General features: G+C 57.0%; 13 protein-coding genes and 1 pseudogene. 12 read left to right on the top strand and 2 right to left on the bottom strand.

Annotation, left to right across the window (positions count from 1 at the left end; all coding sequences use genetic code 11):
• Positions 1–20: 20 nt before the first annotated feature.
• The 12 genes and pseudogenes from K0P33_RS00840 to K0P33_RS00785 all read left to right on the top strand — a co-directional run bounded on the left by K0P33_RS00840 (position 21) and on the right by K0P33_RS00785 (position 14,999).
• Positions 21–515: a type 1 fimbrial protein gene (locus tag K0P33_RS00840; RefSeq protein ID WP_242153612.1), complete on the top strand. Its 495-nt coding sequence runs from the start codon at positions 21–23 to the stop codon at positions 513–515.
• 1 nt (position 516) lies between these two features.
• The gene (locus K0P33_RS00835) at positions 517–963 is read left to right on the top strand and encodes a hypothetical protein (RefSeq protein ID WP_242153610.1); all 447 of its coding nucleotides are present in this window, start codon (positions 517–519) and stop codon (positions 961–963) included.
• 522 nt (positions 964–1,485) lie between these two features.
• The gene (locus tag K0P33_RS00830; protein ID WP_242153608.1) at positions 1,486–2,013 is read left to right on the top strand and encodes a fimbrial protein; all 528 of its coding nucleotides are present in this window, start codon (positions 1,486–1,488) and stop codon (positions 2,011–2,013) included.
• Positions 2,014–2,187: 174 nt separating this feature from the next.
• Positions 2,188–5,028, top strand: a complete 2,841-nt coding sequence (locus K0P33_RS00825; protein WP_242153606.1) for an ATP-binding protein — start codon at positions 2,188–2,190, stop codon at positions 5,026–5,028.
• Complete coding sequence (locus K0P33_RS00820; protein ID WP_242153604.1) at positions 5,025–6,305, top strand: EAL domain-containing response regulator; 1,281 nt, start codon at positions 5,025–5,027, stop codon at positions 6,303–6,305. Before K0P33_RS00825 ends, K0P33_RS00820 begins: the two co-directional genes overlap by 4 nt.
• A complete protein-coding gene (locus tag K0P33_RS00815; protein WP_242153602.1) occupies positions 6,257–9,427 on the top strand; it encodes a hybrid sensor histidine kinase/response regulator in 3,171 nt (1,056 codons plus the stop codon). The genes K0P33_RS00820 and K0P33_RS00815 overlap by 49 nt, the downstream gene beginning before the upstream one ends.
• A 48-nt stretch (positions 9,428–9,475) precedes the next feature.
• Complete coding sequence (locus K0P33_RS00810; RefSeq protein ID WP_242153599.1) at positions 9,476–10,129, top strand: response regulator transcription factor; 654 nt, start codon at positions 9,476–9,478, stop codon at positions 10,127–10,129.
• Positions 10,130–11,023: 894 nt separating this feature from the next.
• A pseudogene (locus tag K0P33_RS00805) lies at positions 11,024–11,800 on the top strand (IS66 family transposase); the annotation flags it as partial.
• Between the two features lie 90 nt (positions 11,801–11,890).
• Entirely contained in the window at positions 11,891–13,009 is a 1,119-nt protein-coding gene (locus K0P33_RS00800; protein ID WP_242153598.1) for a hypothetical protein, read from the top strand.
• Between the two features lie 368 nt (positions 13,010–13,377).
• The gene (locus K0P33_RS00795) at positions 13,378–13,740 is read left to right on the top strand and encodes a hypothetical protein (RefSeq protein WP_242153595.1); all 363 of its coding nucleotides are present in this window, start codon (positions 13,378–13,380) and stop codon (positions 13,738–13,740) included.
• 134 nt (positions 13,741–13,874) lie between these two features.
• A complete protein-coding gene (locus tag K0P33_RS00790; RefSeq protein ID WP_242153593.1) occupies positions 13,875–14,546 on the top strand; it encodes a Fic family protein in 672 nt (223 codons plus the stop codon).
• A 12-nt stretch (positions 14,547–14,558) separates the two neighbouring features.
• Complete coding sequence (locus K0P33_RS00785; RefSeq protein ID WP_242153590.1) at positions 14,559–14,999, top strand: hypothetical protein; 441 nt, start codon at positions 14,559–14,561, stop codon at positions 14,997–14,999.
• Between the two features lie 22 nt (positions 15,000–15,021).
• Here the strand turns inward: K0P33_RS00785 and pbpC are convergent, their stop codons facing one another.
• Entirely contained in the window at positions 15,022–17,319 is a 2,298-nt protein-coding gene (pbpC, locus tag K0P33_RS00780) for a penicillin-binding protein 1C (protein WP_242153588.1), read from the bottom strand.
• Positions 17,300–23,107: an alpha-2-macroglobulin gene (locus K0P33_RS00775; RefSeq protein ID WP_242153586.1), complete on the bottom strand. Its 5,808-nt coding sequence runs from the start codon at positions 23,105–23,107 to the stop codon at positions 17,300–17,302. The genes pbpC and K0P33_RS00775 overlap by 20 nt, the downstream gene beginning before the upstream one ends.
• Positions 23,108–23,175 lie beyond the last annotated feature (68 nt).

Below are 23,175 nucleotides of genomic sequence, written 5' to 3'. Positions count from 1 at the left end.
TCGGGTGTAGGAGGTCAATCATGAAGTTGATGTTATTATTGCCCACTATACTTTTCGTTGGTCTGGCCTGCACACCTGCCTACGCGGCAACCGAACACGTCAAAATAATATTGTCGGGTAATGTGGTGGCGCAACCTTGTATATTGAAAAGTAATAAATTAATCAGTGCCGACTTTGGTAGAGTGGGCATTGACGCGATTGAAACTGCTCCCGCTATAATTATCCCTATAAAGCTGGACTGTCCAAAGTATTCAAGTTTGAAGATAAGTGTTAAGGCTGAATCTGTTTACGAAAATTCATCGACACTTGGTGTTACAGGTATAGAGAACCTGGCATATTCCTTAGTTTTGAGCGCTAATTCTAGGCCGATAAACCTTACAGGTGTGGGTAGCTATTATAAAAAGCTAGCCGGCGACGTCGACCGGAGCATGGTGGTAAAGTTGAGTACGTTAGGTCCAGTAACTGACTCGGGCGCATTCCAGGCATCGGCCGTCATCACCCTTGAGTACAACTAGCATGCCCATTCTCACCCGTTTAAGCCCGCGAGAGGCGCTGTTGGCTGTCGTTCCGCTGTGCTTCAGCGCGGCCTGTTGGGCAGATAAAAACACCGCTGAACTTAGTGTCTCGGGCACCATGATTAATCCAGCCTGCACAGCCAGTTTCCCTGCGTCGCAGACGGTTGATATCCCCAAGGCAAATCTAAATTCCCTGAAATCGCATATCACCGATTGGAGCGATGTTGCACTGAGTTTTCGATGCTCCATAGGTAGCCAGGTCAAGATACGGTTAACCCCGTTCAATGGTTCGTTTAACACCACCACGCTGCCTACTACACTAGACAAACTAGGGCTGAATAAAGGAGTCACCAACATTCGCGCAGGTTTTTTGCCAGGTGTGAATCAAGGCGCTAATCCGACGGGGTTCTTCCTCAGCCAATACAGCCTAACCATTACTTATTCCTGATCACGCGTAGGATATCGACCATGAAATTGACGTTATTGTTGCGCACTGTACTTTTCTCTGGCCTGGTCTGCACAGCTTCCTATGCAGTAGCCACGCCCGATGAGATCCAACTCACCGTGAAAGGTTTCCTGGTACAGGTACCTTGCACCTTGAACAGTAGCAAAATTATCGATGCCAACTTCGGTAGCTTACGCATTGACGAGATTGACACTGCTCCCATGGTCGACATTCCTATAAAGTTGACCTGTCCAAGGTATTCATCGTTGAACATCAGTGTCCAGGCTGAATTTGTTCATCTAACGTCTGACGTACTAGGTGTTGCAGGCATAGGCAACTTAGCGTACTCATTGTTTTGGAAGCATGACGATCAGCCGGTGAGTCTTAGAGGTGGAAAACGCAGATTTAACGTACTATTCGACGAGGTCGACCGGAGTATGAAGGTGAAGTTGATTAGGTTAGGTCCAATAGTTGACTCGGGCGATTTTAGCGCATCGGCGGTCATCACTATCGAGTACTTATAGCATGCCCATTCTCACCCGTTTAAGCCTCCGGGAGGCGCTGTTGGCTGTCGTTCCGCTGTGCTTCAGCGCGGCCTGTTGGGCAGATAAAGACATCGCTGAACTTAGTGTCTCGGGCACCCTGATTAGTCCGCCCTGCACGGCCAGTTTCCCAGCGTCGCAGACGGTTAATATCCCCAAGGTAAATCTAAATTCCCTGAGATTGGATATCACCGATTGGAGCGATGTTGCATTGAGCTTTCAATGCGTAAAAGGCAGCCAGGTCAAGATAAAGTTTACCCCGGGCAATGGTTCGTTTAACAGCACCACGCTACTTACTACTCTAGAAAAACTAGGGCTGAAGACACGCCTGAGCGACATGACCAGTATGGGGAGGGAGGTCGATCTGAAGCTGGGTGAACAACTGAGCTTTCCCATTGAAGACATATTGTTGGAGCTTAAGCTGTCAGTCAGACCGGTGAAAATCGAGGATGAACTACCTTCTATAGGTAGTTACCGCTCAGTGCTAATGATGGAAATTATTTATCTGTAAATCGAGGTTGAGGTCATTAGCTAGATTGACAGGCTCTGATCGGGCAGTCTTTTTCGGTAATTCCCTAACGTATATCTGCAGCTACCCCTCAAGCCGATTAAGAATATTCCTAACGTATGAGCCATTAGGAATTTTCTTAGAGGGGTGGTAGACGATTTTCTTTAACATAGGCCGATGCAAAAAAATAATCACTCAAGACTGATCATCAATTCCTTTTTCGGCATCCAAATTCCTGTGGTTTTATTGCGCTTGTTCATATTCAGCCTGCTGCTTTGTATTTTGATCATCGCAGGCTTTATCATCTATTGGGCGCTTGATGAAACGTTATCACACAACCGTCGCCAGATGAATGCGGCAGCATTCAACGCCCAGCAGCTATTTATCCAAAGGGAAAGTCTGCTCAATTCCATCACGTATTCGGCCGTACGGAACATTGATGACACCGTTACCTCAGCTACACCCGAGTACTTGGATGGTAATAACCAGCTACGTACATTCCCGTTAAGCAATAACGATGAGCACTACCGTTGGGCGTTAATCTTGACCGAGCGGGACTTAGCCGAGATCGGCAATACGGGTGCCCACTTGATCTATCTTTCACTAAACGGGGGGGGCAGTCGTGCACTCCATGGGGCAGGCAGCATTTGTCACGCTAAAACACAAAGTGCGGCGCAGCGGGAACGGCTGAAGGGCTTAGAGCGGAGCCTGGCGCAACAACTTCTTGAACAGCCTCCGGTGGATCGCGCCTTCTGGGCGTGGGTACCGAACGGTTCATTGAAACAGGTTTATCTTCTGCGTTCTATCGAGCAGAACGGCCCCAAGCAAGATTGGCTAGGACTGGAACTGAGCGAGCTAGGCCTGATCCTTGAACCCCAGCAGATGCACGAAGGCAAATTCGTGCTCTATGACGCTGACGGCGATGTCGTGCTGCACAGTTCATCCTGGGATTTCCCATCGTCGTTGGCGCGCTTGCAGGCTGCCGAAGATTCCTTCGGTCTGCACTGGCAGGGAGGCCTGCCTGACTACATCATGCTCAACAAATCGGTGGGCAACGCTGGATGGCGGTTGGTGTACTACGCCCCGGTCACTCAATTGCTGCAAGACACATCATTTGTTATCTACGCCACTGCGCTGGTCACTCTGTTGCTGTTTGCCTTGATCCTTTTCGGCGCACGCTACATTCGCCTTCGCCTGGTGGAGCCCGCAGCACGTCATTACAGCGCGCTGGCAGATAGCGTCTCACTTAACCAACTGTTCATCGAGGTGGCCCCGGTGGGGCTGTGCTTGATTCGTTGCGATGATGGTTCGTTGATCCTTTCCAATACGTTGGCCAAGCGCTTTCTTGCATCGCTACCTGAGTTGCGAGAGACGATCCTGCAAGACATCCCTGAGCATAGCCACTCAGTCGAGTATCAATTGCCGGACGGCACGTTCATTCAACTGACTCGCGCCCCCACCACCTACAACGATGCGGCGGCATTGCTGTGCTGTATGAATGACGTGACAGAGTTCAAGCTGGCTGAGCAGTCACTGCTTCAGGCTAAAGACCTCTCGGACCAGTCCAACCGAGAGAAGACACTGTTCCTGAGCACGCTGAGCCATGAGATCCGTACTCCGATGTACGGCATCCTCGGTTCTTTGGAAATGCTGCGCAGCGCCGAGTTGAGCGCGGAGCAGGTCTATTACTTGGAAGCTACCCAGCAAGCTTCTTCGGTATTGATGCAAACCATTGATGATACGCTCGAGATGTCACTCATCGAATCTGGCCGACTGCGACTGAGCATCGCCCCCTTCTCGCCTGTGCGCCTGGTAGAAGAGGTCGCTTCCAGCTACTCGGCACGTGCTCGTAGTAAAGGTCTGCTTCTATACGTGACCCTTGACCCGTTAACCCCTGAAGCGGTTATCGGTGACGGTGGGCGTATTCGCCAAATTCTCAACAACCTGGTGAGTAACGCGATCAAGTTTACCGATTCCGGTCATGTGATCCTGCGTCTGTACTATGTACAGGGCCATGAACAGAAAGCACAATTGCGTTTCCAGGTGGTCGATTCCGGCCCAGGCATCGCCCCTGAACTTCATGCGAATTTATTCAAACCCTACTATCGCGCGCCCGGCTGGCTCAGCCAGAACACCTCGGGGACTGGATTGGGCTTGTCCATCTGTGAACGGCTGTCGTTCATGATGAACGGGCACCTGTCGACCACCAGCGAACCGGGGTTGGGTTCCAGTTTCAGTTTGAGCCTGGCGCTGGAACTCAGCGACCCCACCCCATCGCCGCAAATGCCGACGCTGGACGTCACGCCTGTGTATGTACGTGGCGATGTCCCTGAGGTGGTCCAGAACCTATGCCAATGGCTACGCCAATGGGGTGCCCAGGCCTTCCCTTACACGACGGCTGACAACAATAGTTTGCCTTCGCGTAAATCCGTGCTGGTGGAAGCATTCCTCGGTACGTTGCGCCCCATCACCTGGAACGGCCCAAGAGTGATCATGCACGCTCCTGGAATGGGGCCGTCTCCCATGGTCAGCAATAGCTGGATCGCCCGTAGCTTCAGCTTCAACAACTTGCGCGAGGTCGTAGCCCAGGCACAGAGCGGCATTGCTAGCGAAATGCGCTTGGCCCCCTCCGTCAGGCGTGCTTCGACCCTGCAGCTCAAGCTGCTGGCCGTGGATGACAGCCCCTTGGCTCTGCAAGTGATTGATCAGCAGTGCACGTACCTGGGCAACCAGATAGTCACTAGCTCCAGTGCGGTCGATGCCCTTAAACGTGCAGATCTGCTGACCTTCGATGCGATCCTGACCGACGTGCAGATGGAGGACATGAACGGTCTGGCGTTTGCCCGAAACCTGCGTGAGCACGGTTTTGAAGGGCCGATCATCGGCATCACCGGAGAGCTTTCTTCAACGCTACGCAACCACTGCAAGTTGGAGGGCATTCGTCATTTGCTTATCAAGCCAGTACCTCTAGATGCACTTTACGAGGTCCTTCAATCTGTTCAGGGGAAAGTGATTTGAGCCTGCCCAATAAATCCAGAATTCTGATGGTGGATGATCACCCGATCCAATGTTTAAGAGTCAAACAGATGCTCGAGGACGCGGGGCTTGGCCCCGTGGATACGACTCTCGGTGCGCGCCAGGCACTGGCCATGCTGCGCCATCAAACCTACGACTTGGTTCTGGTTGACCTGCATATGCCGGGAATGGACGGTGTGCAGTTCATTAATGCTTTGAGCGGAGTGCAGTGGGTGCCGCTACTGGCCATTGTATCGTCCTGCTCCCGACGGTTGATGAACTGCGTGAGCCTGATGGCCAAGGAAAAGGGCATCGCGGTAATCGGCACTTTTCCCAAACCGTTGGGCGTCGAGCATGTGCTTGAGATAGCTGGGGCTCTCGGTGCCAGTCAAGACTCGCCCCTTCAGCTCAAACCGGAGAGCGAGCCGGTATTTGATCGCCTGGAGTTGGAGCAGGCCATTGCCCAACGCGAGTTGAAAGCCCGCTTTCAGCCGCGCAAATCACTCGCGAGCGGCAAGATCGTCGGGGCTGAAGCCTTGGTACGTTGGCACAGCCCATCCTTCGGGTTATTAATGCCGGTCTCGTTCCTGGCGTCTATTACTCAGCACAAGTTGGATCGCGACCTATTGTTCCTGATGCTTGACGACGCTATCCAGGCGCAAAAGCACTGGCAAGCGCTGGGCCATCGAATCACCGTATCGGTCAATTTACCGACGGCCTTGCTGGAAGACCCCGACCTGCCAGACCAGTTGCACCAGATCACTTCACGCGCAGGCCTGGCGGCCAGCGATATCTGCTTTGAACTGCTGGAAACCGAGCGGCCGGAGTCGGCAGGTCGTTACCATATGGGCGCTAGCCGCCTGCGCTTGAAGGGCTTCGGTCTGGCCCAGGATGACTTCGGCATGGGCTACAGCTCAATGTACAGTCTGATCTCAACCCCCTTCACAGAAGTAAAAATTGACCGCAACTTCGTTAACGGTGCCGCAGCCGATGAATTCCGAGCTGCTGCTCTGGTGGCGGCGGTGCAGCTAGGTCGACAATTGGGACTCGAAGTGGTCGCAGAAGGCGTAGAATCTCTCGATGACCTAGAATTTCTGCGCCGGATAGGCTGCGATAGCGTCCAGGGCTATCTTATTTCTGCCGCATTGGAGCTGGATGCATTCTCTCAATTTTTGGGATGCAGTGTGGTGACATCCTTTTCTTCACCTACCGGGCCTGTCTTCTCCCACCCATGCCAGATATCTCCTTACGACGCATCGCGCGAAACTTCCGTCGACTGAACGTCATTATCTTCGGCTTTCTTCCTTTACTGCTGATTATGGGGGGCGCTCTGTTCTGGGGCGGCCAGCGGATCATCAGTCAGGAACAGGAGCGAATTTCCGTCGATTTTTCACTGCTTACGCAGTACATGGGCGAACAGCAGGCGCTGCTCAAACGCCTCGGTAAAGAGCCAGTTCTCGAATCCGGCGACACCGTTAAAGGCTCACCTCGGGTCTTTGGTGCCATGGACCACCAGCACGCACGAGGCGCCACTCTCTTTCAAGGTATCTCGTCTCGCGTGGAGACGCCCTTTACCATGATTTGTGAAGACTTGTCCCATTGCCCATTCGAGTCTCTCGAGGCGGGGAGTTTCGGCCGTTATCTTGCAGATCTCTATACCACCTTCTGGGTGCAGTCGAGCTTTCCGGCCTCGACCTTGTTGGTCATTGACAGCAACCTGGGCCCCACCTACACCGTGCCGACTGTGGGCAGCCTGCAACCTAAACTGTCCGCGCCATTGGTAATGGCAGCTATCGCGGCGATACGGTCCAGCGCGATGGGGGGCGACGAGATTCGATGGATCCAGCTGAAAAATTTCCCTGAGTTCATGATTGCATTCACCCCCTTGTACAACGTCTCCCCACGCGAAGTGAGCAAGCCTGGCGAAGTCTACGCGGCGACAATTACCCATCGTGACCGCATCAATGTGTTCTCCCATGCACCACATCGGCGCTTCTACGACGCCTATTGGCTGGAGAGCCGGCACGATGGCCTGCTGCTAGGGGAAAGGCCCCAACCCCATGAAGAAGCCGATGGCATCTACTATCGCATGGAAGGTTTAGTGTTCCGCGTCAGCGATGGGCGCGGTGTCTGGACCGGGTATTACATGCAGTCTTACCAAACGCTCTTTCTCGGCCACTCTTGGTTGCTGATCTGGGTCCTCCTCCTGATGTTGCTCACCCCGTTGGCTGGCTGGAGCTATATGCGCTGGTATCATCGGCGAGTGATTGCACCGGCACAAATCTCCCATAGGCAGATCGTGCAAAGCGACCAATTCAGTCGCACCCTGCTGGAAACCTCCCCCGTCGCTCTTTGTGTATTCAGTCGTGAGGACGTCCGAGTCGTCTTTGCCAATACCCTGGCGCTAAAGTGGTTTGGAACCCAGGTAGGGCAGCCAGTCGATAACAGCGGGCTGGATCACCCTCTGGTCGACACGATCTTGCATGCAACAGAACCTGGAGAGATCGAGAGCTACCAGAGCATCGATGGCCGCTCGTTCTACATCGCCTACGCGCCGACCCATTACCATAATGACGAGGTGGTGATCTGCGCCTTCGCCGACCTGAGCGCACGGGCCGAGATGGAACAAGAACTCACGCTGGCGAAGCAGGCTGCCGACAAGGCTAACGGGGCAAAATCGATATTCCTCGCGACCATGAGCCACGAAATTCGCACGCCGCTCTATGGTGTCCTTGGTTCCCTGGAAATCTTGGGGTTGACTGACCTGGACCCCGAGCAACGGCAGTTGCACGAACGTATCCAGGTCTCATCCGCACTGCTGCTGCAAATCATCAGCGACATTCTCGACATTACCAAGATCGAGTCCGGCCAATTATCCCTCGCTAGACAAGCTTTCGACCCTAGGGCACTCGTCCAGAGCTGCACCGCGACTTATGCCGATATCGCCAGTCAAAAAAACGTGCTGCTGTTCTCCTGCATCGATCCGACGCTCCCTCCCTTGCTGCTGGGAGATCCCGTGCGGATCAGCCAGGTTCTCACCAACCTGATCGGCAATGCTGTCAAATTCACCCATTCCGGGCACATTACCGTCCGTGCTCGTGCCGAACCCGGGCCCGATGGCCAGATTCAGCTATTGTTGCAAGTGACCGACACCGGCATGGGGATAGGCAAAGAAGAACAGAAGCAGCTGTTTACACCGTTCTATCAGATCGATGCTCACTCCCACACCGTGCACGGCGCGGGTCTGGGCCTGTCGATCTGTGCCAAGCTGGCGGCACTTATGGGCAGCGAGTTACGTTTGACCAGCGAGTTGGGGCTGGGTAGCAGCTTCTCCATGAGTTTGGAACTGCCGATTGCCACGGGCGCCGTACCCGCCCGCCAGCCTGAACTCGGCAACGCCCAGGTGTATGTGCGCAGCCCGCACCACGAGCTCACCGACAATCTATGTCAATGGCTGAAAAAGTGGGGCGCGCGCGCTCAGGCATTTGACGATTCGGCAGATATTCCAGAGCGCAGCGGCATCCTTCTAAACCTATTTGATAATAATCCGGGAGCGATCAAGTCGGTTGGTCCATACCTTACTGAGATCGCTCTAGGCGGCCTCTATGGAGACCAAGCTGACGCCTGTGATTTTCGCGCCATCGGCTTTCTAGTCCAGCGCAGCCTTCGTGGCGAGTTGTATAGCAGCGCTGTTAGCAAGGCATTGGCTCTACAAGACAACAGCACGCTGCCGCTTTTACGACTGAACGTACTGATCGCCGAGGATAACCAGATCAACCAGGCAACCTTGAGCCATCAGCTCAAGCAGTTGGGTTGCCAGAGCACCCTCGCCGCAGATGGCGCAGAAGCCCTCGAGCTATGGAAAGCCGGCGACTTTGACGTATTGCTGACCGACGTCAACATGCCACGTATGAACGGTTATGAGCTCACCAGTATCCTTCGTGCCTCGGGGGACGACCGCACGATCATCGGTGTCACCGCGAACGCCATGCACGACGAAGAAGAACGTTGTAAAGCGGTAGGGATGGATGCCTGGCTGGTTAAGCCGGTTCAGTTGCGAACTCTGTGGAACAGCCTTTCAGAGCTGTCCAGCCTGGACCCCCAGGAGAGCTCGACGCAGTTACATGAATCGCTGCCGGGCAACTTCCGAGAGATATTCGTCAGCACCATGACGGTGGACATTGACCAACTGCGAGAGGCCATTGATGGCGAACACTACGACCGCATCTTCTATCTGCTGCATCGGATTCGCGGTTCTCTGGCGGTGTCCGGCTATGATTCTCTGATTGAGCAGGTCGAAGCGCTCGGACAAAGCCTGCGTCAGGTTGGCTTGACCGCCATCGCGCGCACAAACTCCCTCGCATTGATGCATGCTTTGCAGCGTGTTAGTCAGCCCGACTGATATACCGACCCACTACTTTGTATATCCTTGAAAATGGATCGTGCTCAAATGAAAAAAATCCGCGTAGCGCTGGTCGACGATCATCCGCTTGTACTTGTCGCAGTCAGCGAGTTACTCAACAGAACCCAAAAGTACGAAGTGGTCGCGGCCTTGAGCACCCCCAGCGCACTGGTCCAGCACTTATCCAACGGCACCAGGACCGACCTGGTGGTCACAGACTACTTCATGGGAGGCGACGACCAGTTCGGTGACGGTATGCGTTTGGTGACCTACCTGACCCGTAATTTCCCGCAGACCCAAATAGTCGTGTTGACCATGATGTCCAACCCGATGATTGTCGCTGCACTCTACGACATCGGGGTCCGCTCGGTATTACCCAAGCGTTACGACATGAGCGAGTTGCTGAACGCACTCAACAATGTGAGCCAGGGACGCATCTACTATCCTGCCGACCTCGAGTACAACGAGGAGCACGACGGCACGACGTGCTCTATGAGCGCCAGGCTCAGTAGCCTTACGCCCAAGGAGTACGAGGTTCTACGCCACTTTGTGCGCGGGGAATCAATGACGCAGATTGCTGCCAACCTCAAGCGCAGCGTCAAGACCATCAGCACACATAAGACTTCGGCAATGAGTAAGTTGAACCTAGACAGTAATCAGGCGTTAGTGGCGTTCTGCCTGGAGTCCGGCGAGTTCAGTTGAGAAAATATTGTCTTGCGATGTGCCGATGTTCTAAGTGTCTATCGAACGGGTTGAAGCTTCCACGGGCTACGTAGACCCCCCACTGAAGGCGCCCTGATCGGCGGCGCTGGCTGACTCTTGCCCGGAGCGATTTTGTGGGTCACTGTTAAGCCATCGATTGTGGATATGTCGATATCGAGTATCACAGCACACAGCTGCATCGTTTCCAGTAGCTACAATGCATCTATTCCGTCATCTGTCTGGGTGACGACGTCCTGGCCCTCAGCCGCAACAAGTGGGCACCCGTAATACGCACTGCGGGATGATCGTCTACAGAAGTACTTGATCAAACGTGGTGTAGTCCACTGAGTCGAAGAGATAAAAAACCTTAATGTATTTCTGACTGTTCTGTCTAGAAACTCACCCTCTGAAAAAATTCTAAGACAATTCTTAGGTTGTTTTTTCGGGACTTTTTCCAATATAACCCTCTATATGATCAGAGGCTCAGCTCGAAACGGTGAGTCGTGTAAAGGTAACCGTGATGCTGGGTAAACATATTAGAATTTTAATTATTGATCCTGTTCATGCACAGGTATATTCAATAGAAAAGATGCTGAATGTAATGGGTTACTTTTGCGTCGCAACTACGGCGGATATGGAAGATGGGTTGTTATTAAGCCGTTTCGGAGGGAAAACCTTTGACGTGCTTATTGCCTCCCTACCCGTGTTGGGCAATAAATACTGTCAGGAGAACTGCTCCGATGGCTTTAAAGTTAGAAACATCTTCTTGTACAGTTGCTCACGCCGTGACAGTGATATCCCAATATTGGTGAAGGGAGAGGCGCGTTTCAAAAGTGGTTTGCCAGAGTACGAAGTGTTGCAGGAGTTTATGGCGATGCTCCCCAGACCACTACAGAAACACCGGTGCAGATGCTCATGCCGGGAACAAAGAAAACTCACCGTTCCTATGTGTGGGCCTACGCCACCAGCCAGTTCTCGGACTTGGCAGCGGTGGTTTATGACTTCAGTCCCAGCCGTGCCGGTGAGCATGCTCGCAACTTCCTGCAAGACTGGAGGGGCAAGCTGGTCTGCGACGATTTTGGCGGCTACAAGGCCAGCTTTTAACTCGGCGTGACCGAGATTGGGTGCATGGCCCATGCACGGCGCAAGTTCTTCGAACTGCACGCTGCGAATAGAAGCACGCTCGCCGAGCAAGCACTGCGCTATATCCAGTTGTTGTACGAAATCGAAAGAGAAGTCCGCGACCTGGAGCCGGATTTACGGCGCCGAATACGGCAAGAAAAAGCCGTCCCAGTGATGAATATGCTGCATGCCTGGATGATCGCCCAGCGTGACCTCGTGCCCGAAGGCTCGGCCATCAGCGGAGCACTCGATTACAGCCTGAAACGCTGGGCAGCTCTGTCGCGCTACCTTGATGACTGGGCCGTACGCATAGATAACAACTGGTGTGAGAACCAGATTTGTCCTTGGGCTCTTGGACGTAAAAACTGGCTCTTCGCAGGGTCGCTACGCAGCGGAAAACGTGCGGCAGCGATCATGAGTTTGATCCAGTCTGCGCGGCTGAATGGGGATGATCTGTATACTTACTTGAAAGATGTACTCACACGCCTGCCGACGCAGCGGGCGAATGAAATCGATCAGTTGTTGCCGCATAAGTGGCAACCGGTTTAATCACGCAAGGCGTGATGGCCGGACGCATACGTGTAAGCTTGGCTTCTAAAGTATCAGCGAGTGTTCTAAATGCAATCGATGCGACGCTTCATGACTATTACGTTTGGTCTGATGCTTTGTGCAAGCCAAACTCATGCAGACACGCGGGTACGCGAAGAACGGCTCTTATTGCCGATCCAGATCGACTCCCATATTGAGAAAATCGAAGCATTGATCGTCCGTCCCGTAAAAGAGGGGAATTTCCCCATCGCACTGATTGTTAACGGCTCGGCGGCAACATCTCCGTCTGCCGCACATGCCGATTGGCTTGCTCATATCGCTCACGACTTTGCGCACCGTGGCTGGCTTGCCGCATCAATTGTATGGCCCGGCTATGGCCGTTCGACCGGAACCTTCATGAATGAAGGGGGAACCTGCACCGATCCCAATGTGGCTCGATTTCTTGATGCGCATGGCAAAGAGCTTGGCGCCGCATTGGCGGCTGTGCGTGAGCGTCCAGACGTAGATCCATCCTTGGCAGTAGGTGTTGGTATCTCTATCGGCGGAGCTTCAATGCTAGACCTGGCGGCTCAACCAGATCGTCCATTGGCAGCGGTAATCAACATCTCTGGCGGCGTTTACCACTACACAAATGTGGGCTCTGCCGACTCTAATTGCTCGTCATATCAAACTGATCTTGTGCGAAACCTCACGAAGTTCGGCAAAGACAACCCAACGCCAACGCTCTGGATTTACGCCGAGAATGATCCGTTTTTCAGCCCAGATCTTGTCGCTCGGATGATCGCGGGTTATCGCTCGGGGGGCGGTAACGCTGAGCTGGCGTCGCTACCCCCATTTGGTAAGGATGGGCACACGCTTTACAAACAAGAGGCCAATATACTTTTAAAGCCTTATATCGAAGATTTTCTCAGGAGCAACCGGTTTCCTGCCATGGACGACAGCGCATTAATACCGCTGCTTTCGAAGCTGGTGCCCGAAGAACGTACGGGCGCTGAGGCTTATCTTCAAAGTGTTACCGAGAAAGCCATGGCAATGTCCAAGGAGAGTAGCAGCATTTATTGGTACTACGGCGCGCGCTCACTCAAGACAGCGCGACAGCAGGCCCTTAGCAATTGTCGCAAGGCAACGGGCAAGCCCTGCCGGCTCGTTGCGCAAAATATGGAATTGATAGATGGCTGGCAAGATGTGGTTTCCCCATCTAGGAAATGACGAGCTGTTTGGCGCAGCGACTAGATCTCAACCCATGTCTTGACTGCGGGTCTGGATAGATGACTTGGCGGGACGCTTACTAATAGTGTTTCAGCCAGACGTTTCCAGATACCCCCCATCAACAAACAGCGGGCTGACGCCCGCTGTGCCCGAGGAAAGACTTAACCTGACCACTACAATAGCTCGGCGGCTGATGAGCCGCTGGCTGCGGAAAAATACCTGAAAGCCGCGTCGTTTCACGTTGCGACAGTTTTATGCTTTCTGCCGAAGACTCTGCAGGCCACGAAATGCGCAGCCCTTCCGCGACAGTTTTAATTCTCAAAATCCACCTTCAGGGTCTCTAGGCTCCAACAAAAGGACGCGACTTTATGCAAACCTCGTCCCATCTCCACGAGCGATTGAACAATCGCCGATTCACCGTAGTCGCCAATACCCAAGGGCTGTCCGGTTCAGGCACGGTATTTCATTACCAGGTCGACGGCGATTCGATCTCGGGCACCTACCAAGGCGGCCGTATCCGCATGGGCCAGCAGGTCGGCCGGGTAACGGGCTCCAACACTATCGAGCTTCTTTATCAGTGCCTGACCACCGACGGTGAGTTGCTGGCCGGCTGGTCTCGCGGCACCGTAGGTGTTGACCTTGGCGGGCGTACCACCTTGAGTTTCGTGTGGGGTTGGCTGTCAGGCGCTACAGGCGGCGGGGAGTCCCACTACATTGAGCTTCCCCTATAAAGGCAGAAAAAATCAGGCAAAAGATCCGAAAAAAATCGGAAAAGGTGATGTAAATGACGCAGCAGTTTATTTCCTGAAACCACTGGCTGGAGCCTGTCTGGCTATCCCCAGGTTTCCCTGCGTCGATTTTGCGTATGGGAGAGAAGCTGTCGTTTCGCGCGGGCAAACTCACAGGCTTGCTCCCCGAACATACTGCTACCCGCATCGGCGGCCTGATGCGAATCACCAATAGCTATTACAGCAACCTGATCGAAGGCCAATACACCGAGCCTGCGAGCTTGTCGGCGCGAGTGCCGAGACGCCCTTCCAAAGCGCTGCGCGAGCTGGCGCAAAGCCAAATCGGCGCTCAAGAGTTGCTCGAGCGAGCGGTGCGTCGGTCTCAATCAATTGAGGCACCTTGGGGCGCGTTCTTTGCTCCAGAACTTATATCTGTCATTCATCGCCGCCTTTTTGCGGGGGCCGGCGAAGCGGACTTGCGACTCAGTGATGGGTGTTTACTTGTACCGGGCCAACTGCGCGATACAGCCCAGCGCAATGTTTTGGTCGGTGACCATGCTGCGCGTGCGTGGGCGTCGGTTAATCCCATGCTTAAACGCTTACAGCATGTCTATGGCCGCCAACCTGACCTGACATCCCGCATTCTCAGCTCACTTGCCTATCACCATCGCCTTGCGTTTGTTCACCCATTTGAAGATGGCAATGGCCGAGTGGTGCGCATGATTACGCATCTGCAACTAATGCGACTCGGGCTTGCCTCCCCGCTGTGGTCGCTTTCCCGAGGTTTGGCGCGAAAGCAGGACGAATAATAATACGGGCGTTTGCGCGCAGCCGATCAGCCGCGTAGAGGCGATCTCGATGGTCGTGGGCAGCTCACTCAAGGCGGGTTGTTCGAGTTTGTAGAGTTCATGCTGCCAGTCTGCGTGGACCAGATGGAATATGTAGAACAAGCGATGGACCTTGTCAGCCTACGCCTGCGGCTGGAGAGAGTGATTGGGCTTGAAGGACGATTCGTAGAGTCGGGTGTGAAACAGGAAATGGCCAGGGCAATCCATACCGTGCTGACTCAGGGTGAGATTGCTCGAGCGGACTTTAAAATTTTCTCGGGCCAGCATGATCGCGTGGCGAGCGATCAGCTTAAGAAATTGATCGATTTGGGGGTAGTTGAAGCACCGTCAGCAAAATCGCGCTCAATCTTCCTTGGGCTTCCTGTCTGGTTTGCGCAGATGATATTTCCGGATCTTCATCGACGTTTTTACTGAGCTGTGCGAAAGGGATGTCTGATCACGGCACAAACTCCACCTTCAACCCCCGGCTCGCACTACGCCCCTGATCATCACTGACCCGCAACCGGTATTCCCCCGACTTGCCCGGCCGCCAGTTCAGCGTGGTTTGCGGCGGGCCTTGGCCGATCAACGTTTGGTCGGCAAACCAATACAGCATCGTCGCATCGCTGGCCGCGTTGGCATTCAGCGGGATGCTTTCCTGCGGCTGGGACAGGCGCAACTGATAGCTCACTTGAGTCAGCGGCGAGCGAATCTGCGGCGCTTCGCTCTGATCGCTGATGCGGTTGGGTTGGCAGTTCTTCATCACATTGGGCGGCGTGCGCCGGGGCAGGCCTGCCGCTCGGTACAGGCGCTGTACGTCGCTGGGCCAGAATTCGAAGACTTCTTCGCGGGTGTATTGCGCATCGAAGGGCGGGCACGCGGCTTTGCCGGTACGCGTATCGATCAGCACTGGGCGGTGCAGGTTGGACACACGAATCGGCGAGACGCCCGGCACATACCAGGTCTTGCGGGTTTGCGGGCACCAGCGGTTGGGCAACTCGCCCGAGGCGGCGCAGACGTCGATGCGCACCAGCCCGGCGGGTGGCTTGTCGGGTTTGATCACCACCGTGGGCAGTGCCAGGGGCAGGGCGTCGGCGATGCGGAAGAACAACGGCGCGGCGGTCTTGGCGCCGATAAACGCGGGGTTCGGTCGACCATCAAAGTTACCGACCCACACTACCAGCACGTAGGGGCCGACCAGGCCTGCGCTCCAGGCATCGTGAAAGCCCCAGGAGGTGCCGGTTTTCCACGCGGTGCGCCAATGGCGGCCCGGCAAACCATCCGGCCGTGGGTTGCGGCGCAGCATGTCGCGCACCATAAACGCGGCTTGCGGTGTGAGCAGTTGGGGGCCGGTAGATTGCGGCTGTTCCTGCAAGTAGCGCAGTGGCCGCAAATGCCCGTCGCCAGCCAGCATCACATACAGCCGCGCCAGCTCCTCCGGCGTCATCTCGCCGCCGCCCAGCGCCAAGGCCAGGCCGTAATGGCTCTCGCCGCGCAGGCCTTTGATGCCGGCGCGTTGCAGTAAGCCGTACAGCGAAGGCGACTTGACCTGGCTGGCGAGCCACACCGCCGGGATATTGCGACTCCGGATCAAGGCATCCCGCGCCGTCAGCGGGCCGATAAAACTGCCTTCGAAATTTTCCGGCTGGAAGTAGCCGAAGTTACTCGGCAAATCCTTGAGGATGCTCATGGGGTGAATCACACCCTGATCAAGCGCCAGCCCATACAGAAACGGTTTTAGGGTCGACCCCGGCGAGCGCCGCGCCAACACTCCATTGACCTGCCCGTGAATGCTTGTGGATAAGTAATCCGCCGAGCCCACCAGCGCCTTGACGCTCTGGTCGCGGCTGTCGATCAGGATCGCCGTGGCGTTTTCCACACCGGTGCTGCGCCGCTCGGCGATAAAGCCGGTAATCAAGCGCTCCAGCAGTTGCTGAAGTGGCAGGTTGAGGGTGGTGTTGAGCTCGTTACCTGCCTGGGCCGCGAGCAACTGTTCGCTCAGGTGCGGCGCCAGAAACGGGATCTGCTGACGGTTGCGCGCTTCCAGCGGCAAGTCGAGCAAACTGTCGTTGCGCGGGTCTTGTGGATAAGTTTCACGCCAGTCGGCCATCAAGCGCAGCCGCGCGTTTTGCAGCGACGGCCCAAAGCGCGCGCGTCGCCCCGGCTGCTGTGGAATCACCGCCAGCGCCAGCGCTTCAGACAACGACAACTGCGCCGCCGACTTGCCAAAGTAAATGCGGCTGGCCGCTTCGGCGCCTTCGATGTTGCCGCCCATGGGCGCCAGGTTCAGGTAGGCCTCAAGGATGTCGTGCTTGCTGTAACGCGCCTCCAGCCACAGCGCCAAGGCCATCTGCTGCAACTTGCCCGGCACCTGGCGGGTGTTCAAGTCCCACAAGCGTCGCGCCAGTTGCATGCTCAAGGTTGAGCCGCCCTGGCGCTGGCCGCCGCTGTAGGTGGCCATGGCCGCCCGCAGTAACGCCGGGGGGTTGATCCCCGGATGCCAGTAGAAGTTGCGGTCTTCCTTGAGCAACAACGCTTCGACCAGTGAAGGCGACATGCGCGCAAGCGGCAGCCATAAACGGTATTGGCCGTCAGTTGCCAACGTCATGCGCAGCAGCGCGCCGTCGTCGGCCAGCACCACCCGCGACGAGGTCACGGCCTGTTCCAGCGGGGCATGTGGCCATAGCCGCAACCCCACCAGCACCGCCGCCGTTGCCAGCAGCGGCGTCAGGCGTTTAAGGCTTGGTAATTTCAAGCTGGCCTACTTTGCCGCGCCCTTGCAGGGTGGTTTCGTACATCCCTTCGGCGTAGGCCGGTGGCGTGTTGAAGGTGCCGGCGTTGGTGGCGCGCACGCGGTAGACGAAAGTACTTACATCGCGCAGCGCGGTGCCGTACAACACCACTCGATCATCCCGCACATCCACGTAGTCCGGCTGCCAGTTGCTCAGCTCGGTTTCGCCGATGGGCGCCTGCCAGGCGTCAGTTTCATCACCGTCGGCGGTTTCCACGTACTCCGAATCGTCGCCTTCACTTTCATCGGCGCTTGCGGCCTCTGGTTCCGGCGGCAAGTTATACACAGGCTCGACGCCGCCGGGCAGCAGGTCGACCACGGCCACTTGCTGCACTTGGTCGCGGTCGGTGGCGCGCAGACGCAGGCGCACCAGGAACTCATCGCCCACCGCCACTTTGCTCACCGGCTCGCCCTTGAGGTCGAGGTATTCGTGGATGATTTCCAGGCCATTGTTGATCGGCTTGAGCTTGGCGCCCTTGTCGAAACCGGCTTCGCTGAGCATGTAGAACGCGGCCGGGCCGTCGGTTTTTTCCATCACCAGCTTCTGCGTGGCACCCGGCACGGCGGCGCGCGGTGGCTGGCCGGCCATCTCCAGCAATTGCTGCTGCTTGTCGCCCAGCCAGGCGGTGGCCTTGAGGGTCATGTCGCTCTGCGCGCGCTGGCCATAGTTGTCCAGGGCACGCAGCAGCAAGGCGGCCGACAGCGAGTTGTAGCGTTGCTCGTTAAGGCGTTTGCCGAGTTTATCCAGCAGCGCTGTCGGTACATCGTCGAGCAACTCTGGGAAATGCCGCGCCAGCAGGTGCAAGTGTTCGGCGTCGTGCACCAGCGGGTCGTAATACAGGCCGTCGCTGACCCACTTATCCACAAGGGAGCGCCATGGGATTTTGCGGAACAGCGTATCGGCCTGGCGATCCTGCTTGAGCAGTTTGTAGCTGGCGGCCAGGTAAGCGGCGCCCAGGTCGTTCTGCCAGGTGTCTTTGAAGTAGCTCTCGTAGCGCTCGCGGATATCGCTCAAGGCGCCGCTCACGAGAATCCCCTGACGGCTCAGCAGGTAACTGGCGTAGGCACGGTTGCGCAATTCCGACAGCCCTTCGCTCGGGCCGTTGGCCAGGTCCGTCAGATACGCATTGGAGCGCACCAGCAAATCTTCCGGCACTGGCAGCCCGCGTTCCTTGGCTTCGATCAGGAAGTCGGTGGCGTACAGGCTGGCATACGGCGCCACATCCGGGTTGGCCGCCCACAAACCGAAGCCGCCGGCTTGGTTCTGGCGTTGACGCAACATGCGCACCGCGCTGCTGAACGCTTGCTCGGCTTCTGGCGCCGTGCCGCCCCAGATCAACGCCGGCATGGCCTTGGACACCAACTGCTCGGTGCAGGCGTAGCCATAGTCATCCAGGTAATGCTTGAGGCCGTTGGCCCACACCAGCGGCGAGGCCGCCACGCCCAGCTGCACATCACGCAGTTGGCTGAACAGTTCGCGCGTTGGCTTGAGCTCTTTGCTGGCGCTGTCGAAACGACCCAGGCTCAGGGCCACGCGGTGTTCGCTCAGCGGGCGGATCGAGGTGGTTTCCCCGACCTGGATGCGTTTGCCATCGGGCAGCACGGCGATAAAACGCAGGTCCGCCGAGCCGAGGGTTTCGCCGACCTTGATTTTGAACTCAGCGGTGCCTTCCTTGCGCGGTTGCAACGACAAGGTGCTGCCTTTGTTGCCTTGCACGTTGAGGCCGTCGCTGGTCTGCAGTTCAAACTTCACGTCCGCCGCTGCGTCGAGGTTGCTGAACACCCCGGCGCTCACATTGAACACATCCCCCGGCGCGACAAAGGCCGGCACGTTCGGCGTGATCACGATCGGCCCACGCACGTCGGTGCTGGCCTCGCTGACACCCACGCTGTCGGCATCCACTGCCACCGCAAACAGGTGCAGCTTGCCGTTGAAGCTGTCCGGCACTTGGTAATGCAGCACGGTTTCACCGGCCGGCAGGTCCACCAGCCCGGACCACCACGCCACCGGTGGCTGATGTTTACGCTTGAATGGGTTGAGGTGGTTGGCCAGGGCGCCTTCGGTATCGCCACCGGGCGCTGCCCCACTGAGCAGGCGGCTGAATTCCGGTAGGATCAGGTCAAGAATCTGACTGGTGCCGACTTCCAATGCGCGCTTCTGGAAGAAGAAGCCCAATGGGTCCGGCGTCTGGTAGCGCGCCACTTGCAAGATGCCTTCGTCAACCGCGTAAACCACCGCGCGGCCTGGGCGGTCGGCCGTGACCTTGATGTCCAGGGTTTGTCCCGGTTCGATCTTCGCCGGGCCTTCGACCTTCAGCGCCATGCGCCGCGCATCCAGGTTGATGCTGAACGGCACCACGCCGTAGGACAGCGGGCTCATGTAGACCTCGGACGAGCCGATGTCCCGCACAAACTGCACGTTGACGTAGGCATTGCCCTCAAGGCCTGCCGGCACGCGGATATGTTGCACGCTGTTGGTGCTGTCGGCCTTGAACCACTGCTGGGTGTAGACCTTATCGCGCTCGATGGTGATCAAGCCGGCGCCGGTGTAAGGCGCGCGAATGCTGATCGCAATTTCATCACCGGTGGCATAGCTGCGTTTATCCAGGCGCAGTTGCAACTCGGCGTTACGCTCCAGGGAGCGCGAAGTGTTGCCACGCCCGGCTACGCTGTAGTCGATTTGGTTGAGCAGGTTGCCGTTGGCATCCTTGAGTTGCAGGGTGAAGTCGCCCGGCGTGCCGGTGTTCAGGGTCTGCTTGGCGCCGTCCTTGGTCATCGTCAGCGGTGAGGCCGGCTGGCTGATGTTTTTGATGCGCGATTCGTACTTGTAGGTGCCGTTGGATTGTTTCACCAGCACCGACACATAACGGTGCTCGACCACTTCGCTGGTCAGGCCATCCACTGCCACTGGCGTAAGGTCCGGCGCGACGGCCAGCCACTGCACCTGACGCGGGGCGTCCTTGGCCACGTATGAGAGCGAATCCTGACTTTTCACACCCACCAGATACGGCGCGGACGACACCAGCAGCGCACTTTGCGCCGCTACGTTACGGCCACCTTCGGCCTCGAATACCTGGGTCATGACCTGCAGGCGATAGGTGCTGTTGGCGAAGCGTTGCAGGTTGAGGTCAAGCACGGCCTGGCCGTTGTCATCGACGGTGGTTTCGGCGAGGTCTTCGGTGCTGGCGTCTTCCAATGAGTCGTTGAGGCGGAAGCGGTAATCGGGATAACGGTCGAAGGCCGCGAGCGTCGGGCTCAGGGACATCTTCGCCGTGACCCGGCGGCCGGACGCCGGGGCGCCGAACAGGTGCATCGCGGTGACTTTAGCCACCACTTGGTCCGGTGGGATCCAGCCCGGCACCGGCGTTTCGTGCAGGCTCAGGCTGACCTTCATGCGGTCCGGCTCGAAATCTCGGACCTTGAAGCTGACACTGCCCAGGTCGGTGCGGGTGTTTTTCTCGCCAATCAATTGCAAGGTGGCGGTGTAATCGCCAGCCGGGGCGACTTCACTGCTGGGGAAATCAAAGGTTTCAAAACCGCTGGTGGACAACTTCAGTGGCTGGCGAATTACCTCCAGGCCGCGTGGGTCGGTGATTTGCAGCTCCACCGGCAGGCCCTGCAGGGCGCCTTTCCAGTTGCCACTGCGTACGATCATGCCCACGTGCGCCGTCTCGCCCGGGCGATACAGGCCACGGTCGGTAAACAGGTACGCGCTGAGGCGATCAATCGCACCGTCTTCTTCCAAACCGCCTACGTCGAAACGCGACAAATCCAGCTGCTGAGACTGACGGGCAATCGGCAGGAAGGACTGGTCATTGCCGCGAGTGACCACGTACATCAGCGGCGTTTTCTCACGGCGCAATTCATCCAGCTTGGCGAAATGCACATGGCCTTCGGCGTCGGTGCGGCCACTGCTGACCGCCAGACCGTTGCGGCCGATGATGTCGACTTGCGCATCCGCCACCGGCGAACCATTGCCGATCGACTGCACGTACACATCATGGCTGCCGTCGCTTGCGCGCTTGGCGATGATGCCGAGGTCGGTGACCACGATGAAACGCAGATCGCTGGTGCTGCTGCGGTCGTATTCAAACGTGCGCTCGGCCGGGTCGTCCTGAGGGCTCAGCTTGAGTACGAAAATGCCGCGACGCCCGCCGTTGGCGGTGAGGTAGTGGCTCAGATCGACGTTGTCATAAACGGTTTTCGCCGGGTCATTAGACGACAGCGGAATATCCAGCGACTGACGCTCGACCATCCGATCAAAGTATTCGTTGCCGAAGTTCGGCCGAGCGAAGCTGCCGCTGCTCTGGTCCACCAGGTGCTGCAACTGGTTGGGCAGCAGGCGAGCGATTTCGACGTGGGCGCCGGGCACGCCACGGGCCATGAAGCCCAGGCGTTTTTCGCCGTTGAGGCTGAGCAGTGCGCCGTCAGACAAGAACTGCAAGGTACGCGGATACGCGGGCATGCTGATCAAGGAGGCCGTAGGGTTTTTCGCCAGGTAGCCGCCAATGGCTTCCAGGTTCGCGGGCACGCGCACATACAGCGCGCGGCCAGCCGGGGCCTTGAACTTGAAGGCGTGCAGGGTGTTCAGCGGCTCGACGCTGGGCACGTGGGTCAAGTTGACCTTGGTGCTGCGGGCGAGCAGGGTGTCGTCGATGTCGTTGCTGGTGTAGGGGCGGGTGTCGTCCTGGGCTTTTTCCGGCAGCAGCCAAGCCTGCACCTTACCGGCGATGGTGTCATCGGCTACGGCGCTGGAACTGCTGAACATCAGCACCGGCTCCGGCTCGCCGCGTTCGTTGTCGACAAAACTGACGTCGGCGCCGGTAAAGGTCAGGCGATAGCGACCGGGCACAGTGACTTCCGCCACCAGCGGCGCGTTGTTGGCATTGCCGCCATCACGGGCCTTGATGCCTTCGTCGAGCTTGGCGCTGACCGGTGTGCTTTCCAGCGGCGTGGCCAGGGCGGCGGAGCGTACGTAGGCGTTGAGCTTGGTGTCGTCGAAGGTGATTTCCGGGCGGTTAGGCAGCTGCGCATCACGGTAAGCCAGGCCTTTGCCGAGGGTCACGGACACGCGCTTACGCAGGTTGTCTTCGTCCACCGGGTGGGAAAAGTGGAAGGTCGCCACCAGCTGTTTCAGCGTTGGGTTGGACGGGTCTTGGTACAGCTCGTTATGGGCCAGGGTGGCGCGGAACGGCTGGGTAGAAAACTGGCTGCTGTACTGGCTGAGCAGCACGCCGTCGGCCAGGAGATTTTTCTTGGTCAGGTCGAGGGTGTAATGGGTGTCGATGGGCCAATCTTTTTCCGGCACGAACAGTAAGGTGCGGTCGTCGGACCAGCGCCAGGCGCCCGCCACAGTGGGCTTGAGCGTGATGCCTTCGGTAACCGGTTTACCAATCGCCGCCAACGGGGCCACGGATTCAGCGAAACGCACCTGCAAGTTATCCACAACCGGCGGCTGCTGGGTGTAATCCGTCAGGTTAGGTTTGTGCAGCGAATAACCCACGGTGTGCGGCTGCGGCAGGTTTGAATACCAATGCCAGCCATAGAAGCCGGCGGCGGCCAGCAACACCAGCCCCAACACCCCAGCGCCAGCCTGACGCGGGTAAGCGCGAGCCTTGCGGCCCAGGTTCGCCAGGCCATGGCCGATGGCGCGCAGCCAGGATGGCGGTTGCCATTGGCCGAACAGGGCACTCACCACAGTGGTTAACAGGCTGAGAAAACGGCGGCTGATCGCTTTCAACGTATCGAACATGGTGAGCATCCCTGGCTAAGTGCGGCGTATCTTACAGCGTCTTTGATACAAAAGATGACGTGGATACA

Source organism: Pseudomonas sp. ArH3a (assembly GCF_022648765.1).
Taxonomy (GTDB): domain Bacteria; phylum Pseudomonadota; class Gammaproteobacteria; order Pseudomonadales; family Pseudomonadaceae; genus Aquipseudomonas.
The sequence above is the reverse complement of the archived record's forward strand: the minus strand, read 5'-3'. Positions and strand labels throughout refer to the sequence as shown.

What these genes read in the sequence shown, in the direction of transcription:
- K0P33_RS00835 (WP_242153610.1), top strand. Translation starts at nt 517, where the DNA reads ATGCCCATTCTCACCCGTTTAAGCCCGCGAGAGGCGCTGTTGGCTGTC.
- K0P33_RS00825 (WP_242153606.1), top strand. Translation starts at nt 2,188, where the DNA reads ATGCAAAAAAATAATCACTCAAGACTGATCATCAATTCCTTTTTCGGC.
- K0P33_RS00815 (WP_242153602.1), top strand. Translation starts at nt 6,257, where the DNA reads ATGCCAGATATCTCCTTACGACGCATCGCGCGAAACTTCCGTCGACTG.
- K0P33_RS00830 (WP_242153608.1), top strand. Translation starts at nt 1,486, where the DNA reads ATGCCCATTCTCACCCGTTTAAGCCTCCGGGAGGCGCTGTTGGCTGTC.
- K0P33_RS00810 (WP_242153599.1), top strand. Translation starts at nt 9,476, where the DNA reads ATGAAAAAAATCCGCGTAGCGCTGGTCGACGATCATCCGCTTGTACTT.
- K0P33_RS00790 (WP_242153593.1), top strand. Translation starts at nt 13,875, where the DNA reads ATGGGAGAGAAGCTGTCGTTTCGCGCGGGCAAACTCACAGGCTTGCTC.
- K0P33_RS00775 (WP_242153586.1), bottom strand. Translation starts at nt 23,107, where the DNA reads ATGTTCGATACGTTGAAAGCGATCAGCCGCCGTTTTCTCAGCCTGTTA.
- K0P33_RS00840 (WP_242153612.1), top strand. Translation starts at nt 21, where the DNA reads ATGAAGTTGATGTTATTATTGCCCACTATACTTTTCGTTGGTCTGGCC.
- K0P33_RS00800 (WP_242153598.1), top strand. Translation starts at nt 11,891, where the DNA reads ATGACTATTACGTTTGGTCTGATGCTTTGTGCAAGCCAAACTCATGCA.
- K0P33_RS00795 (WP_242153595.1), top strand. Translation starts at nt 13,378, where the DNA reads ATGCAAACCTCGTCCCATCTCCACGAGCGATTGAACAATCGCCGATTC.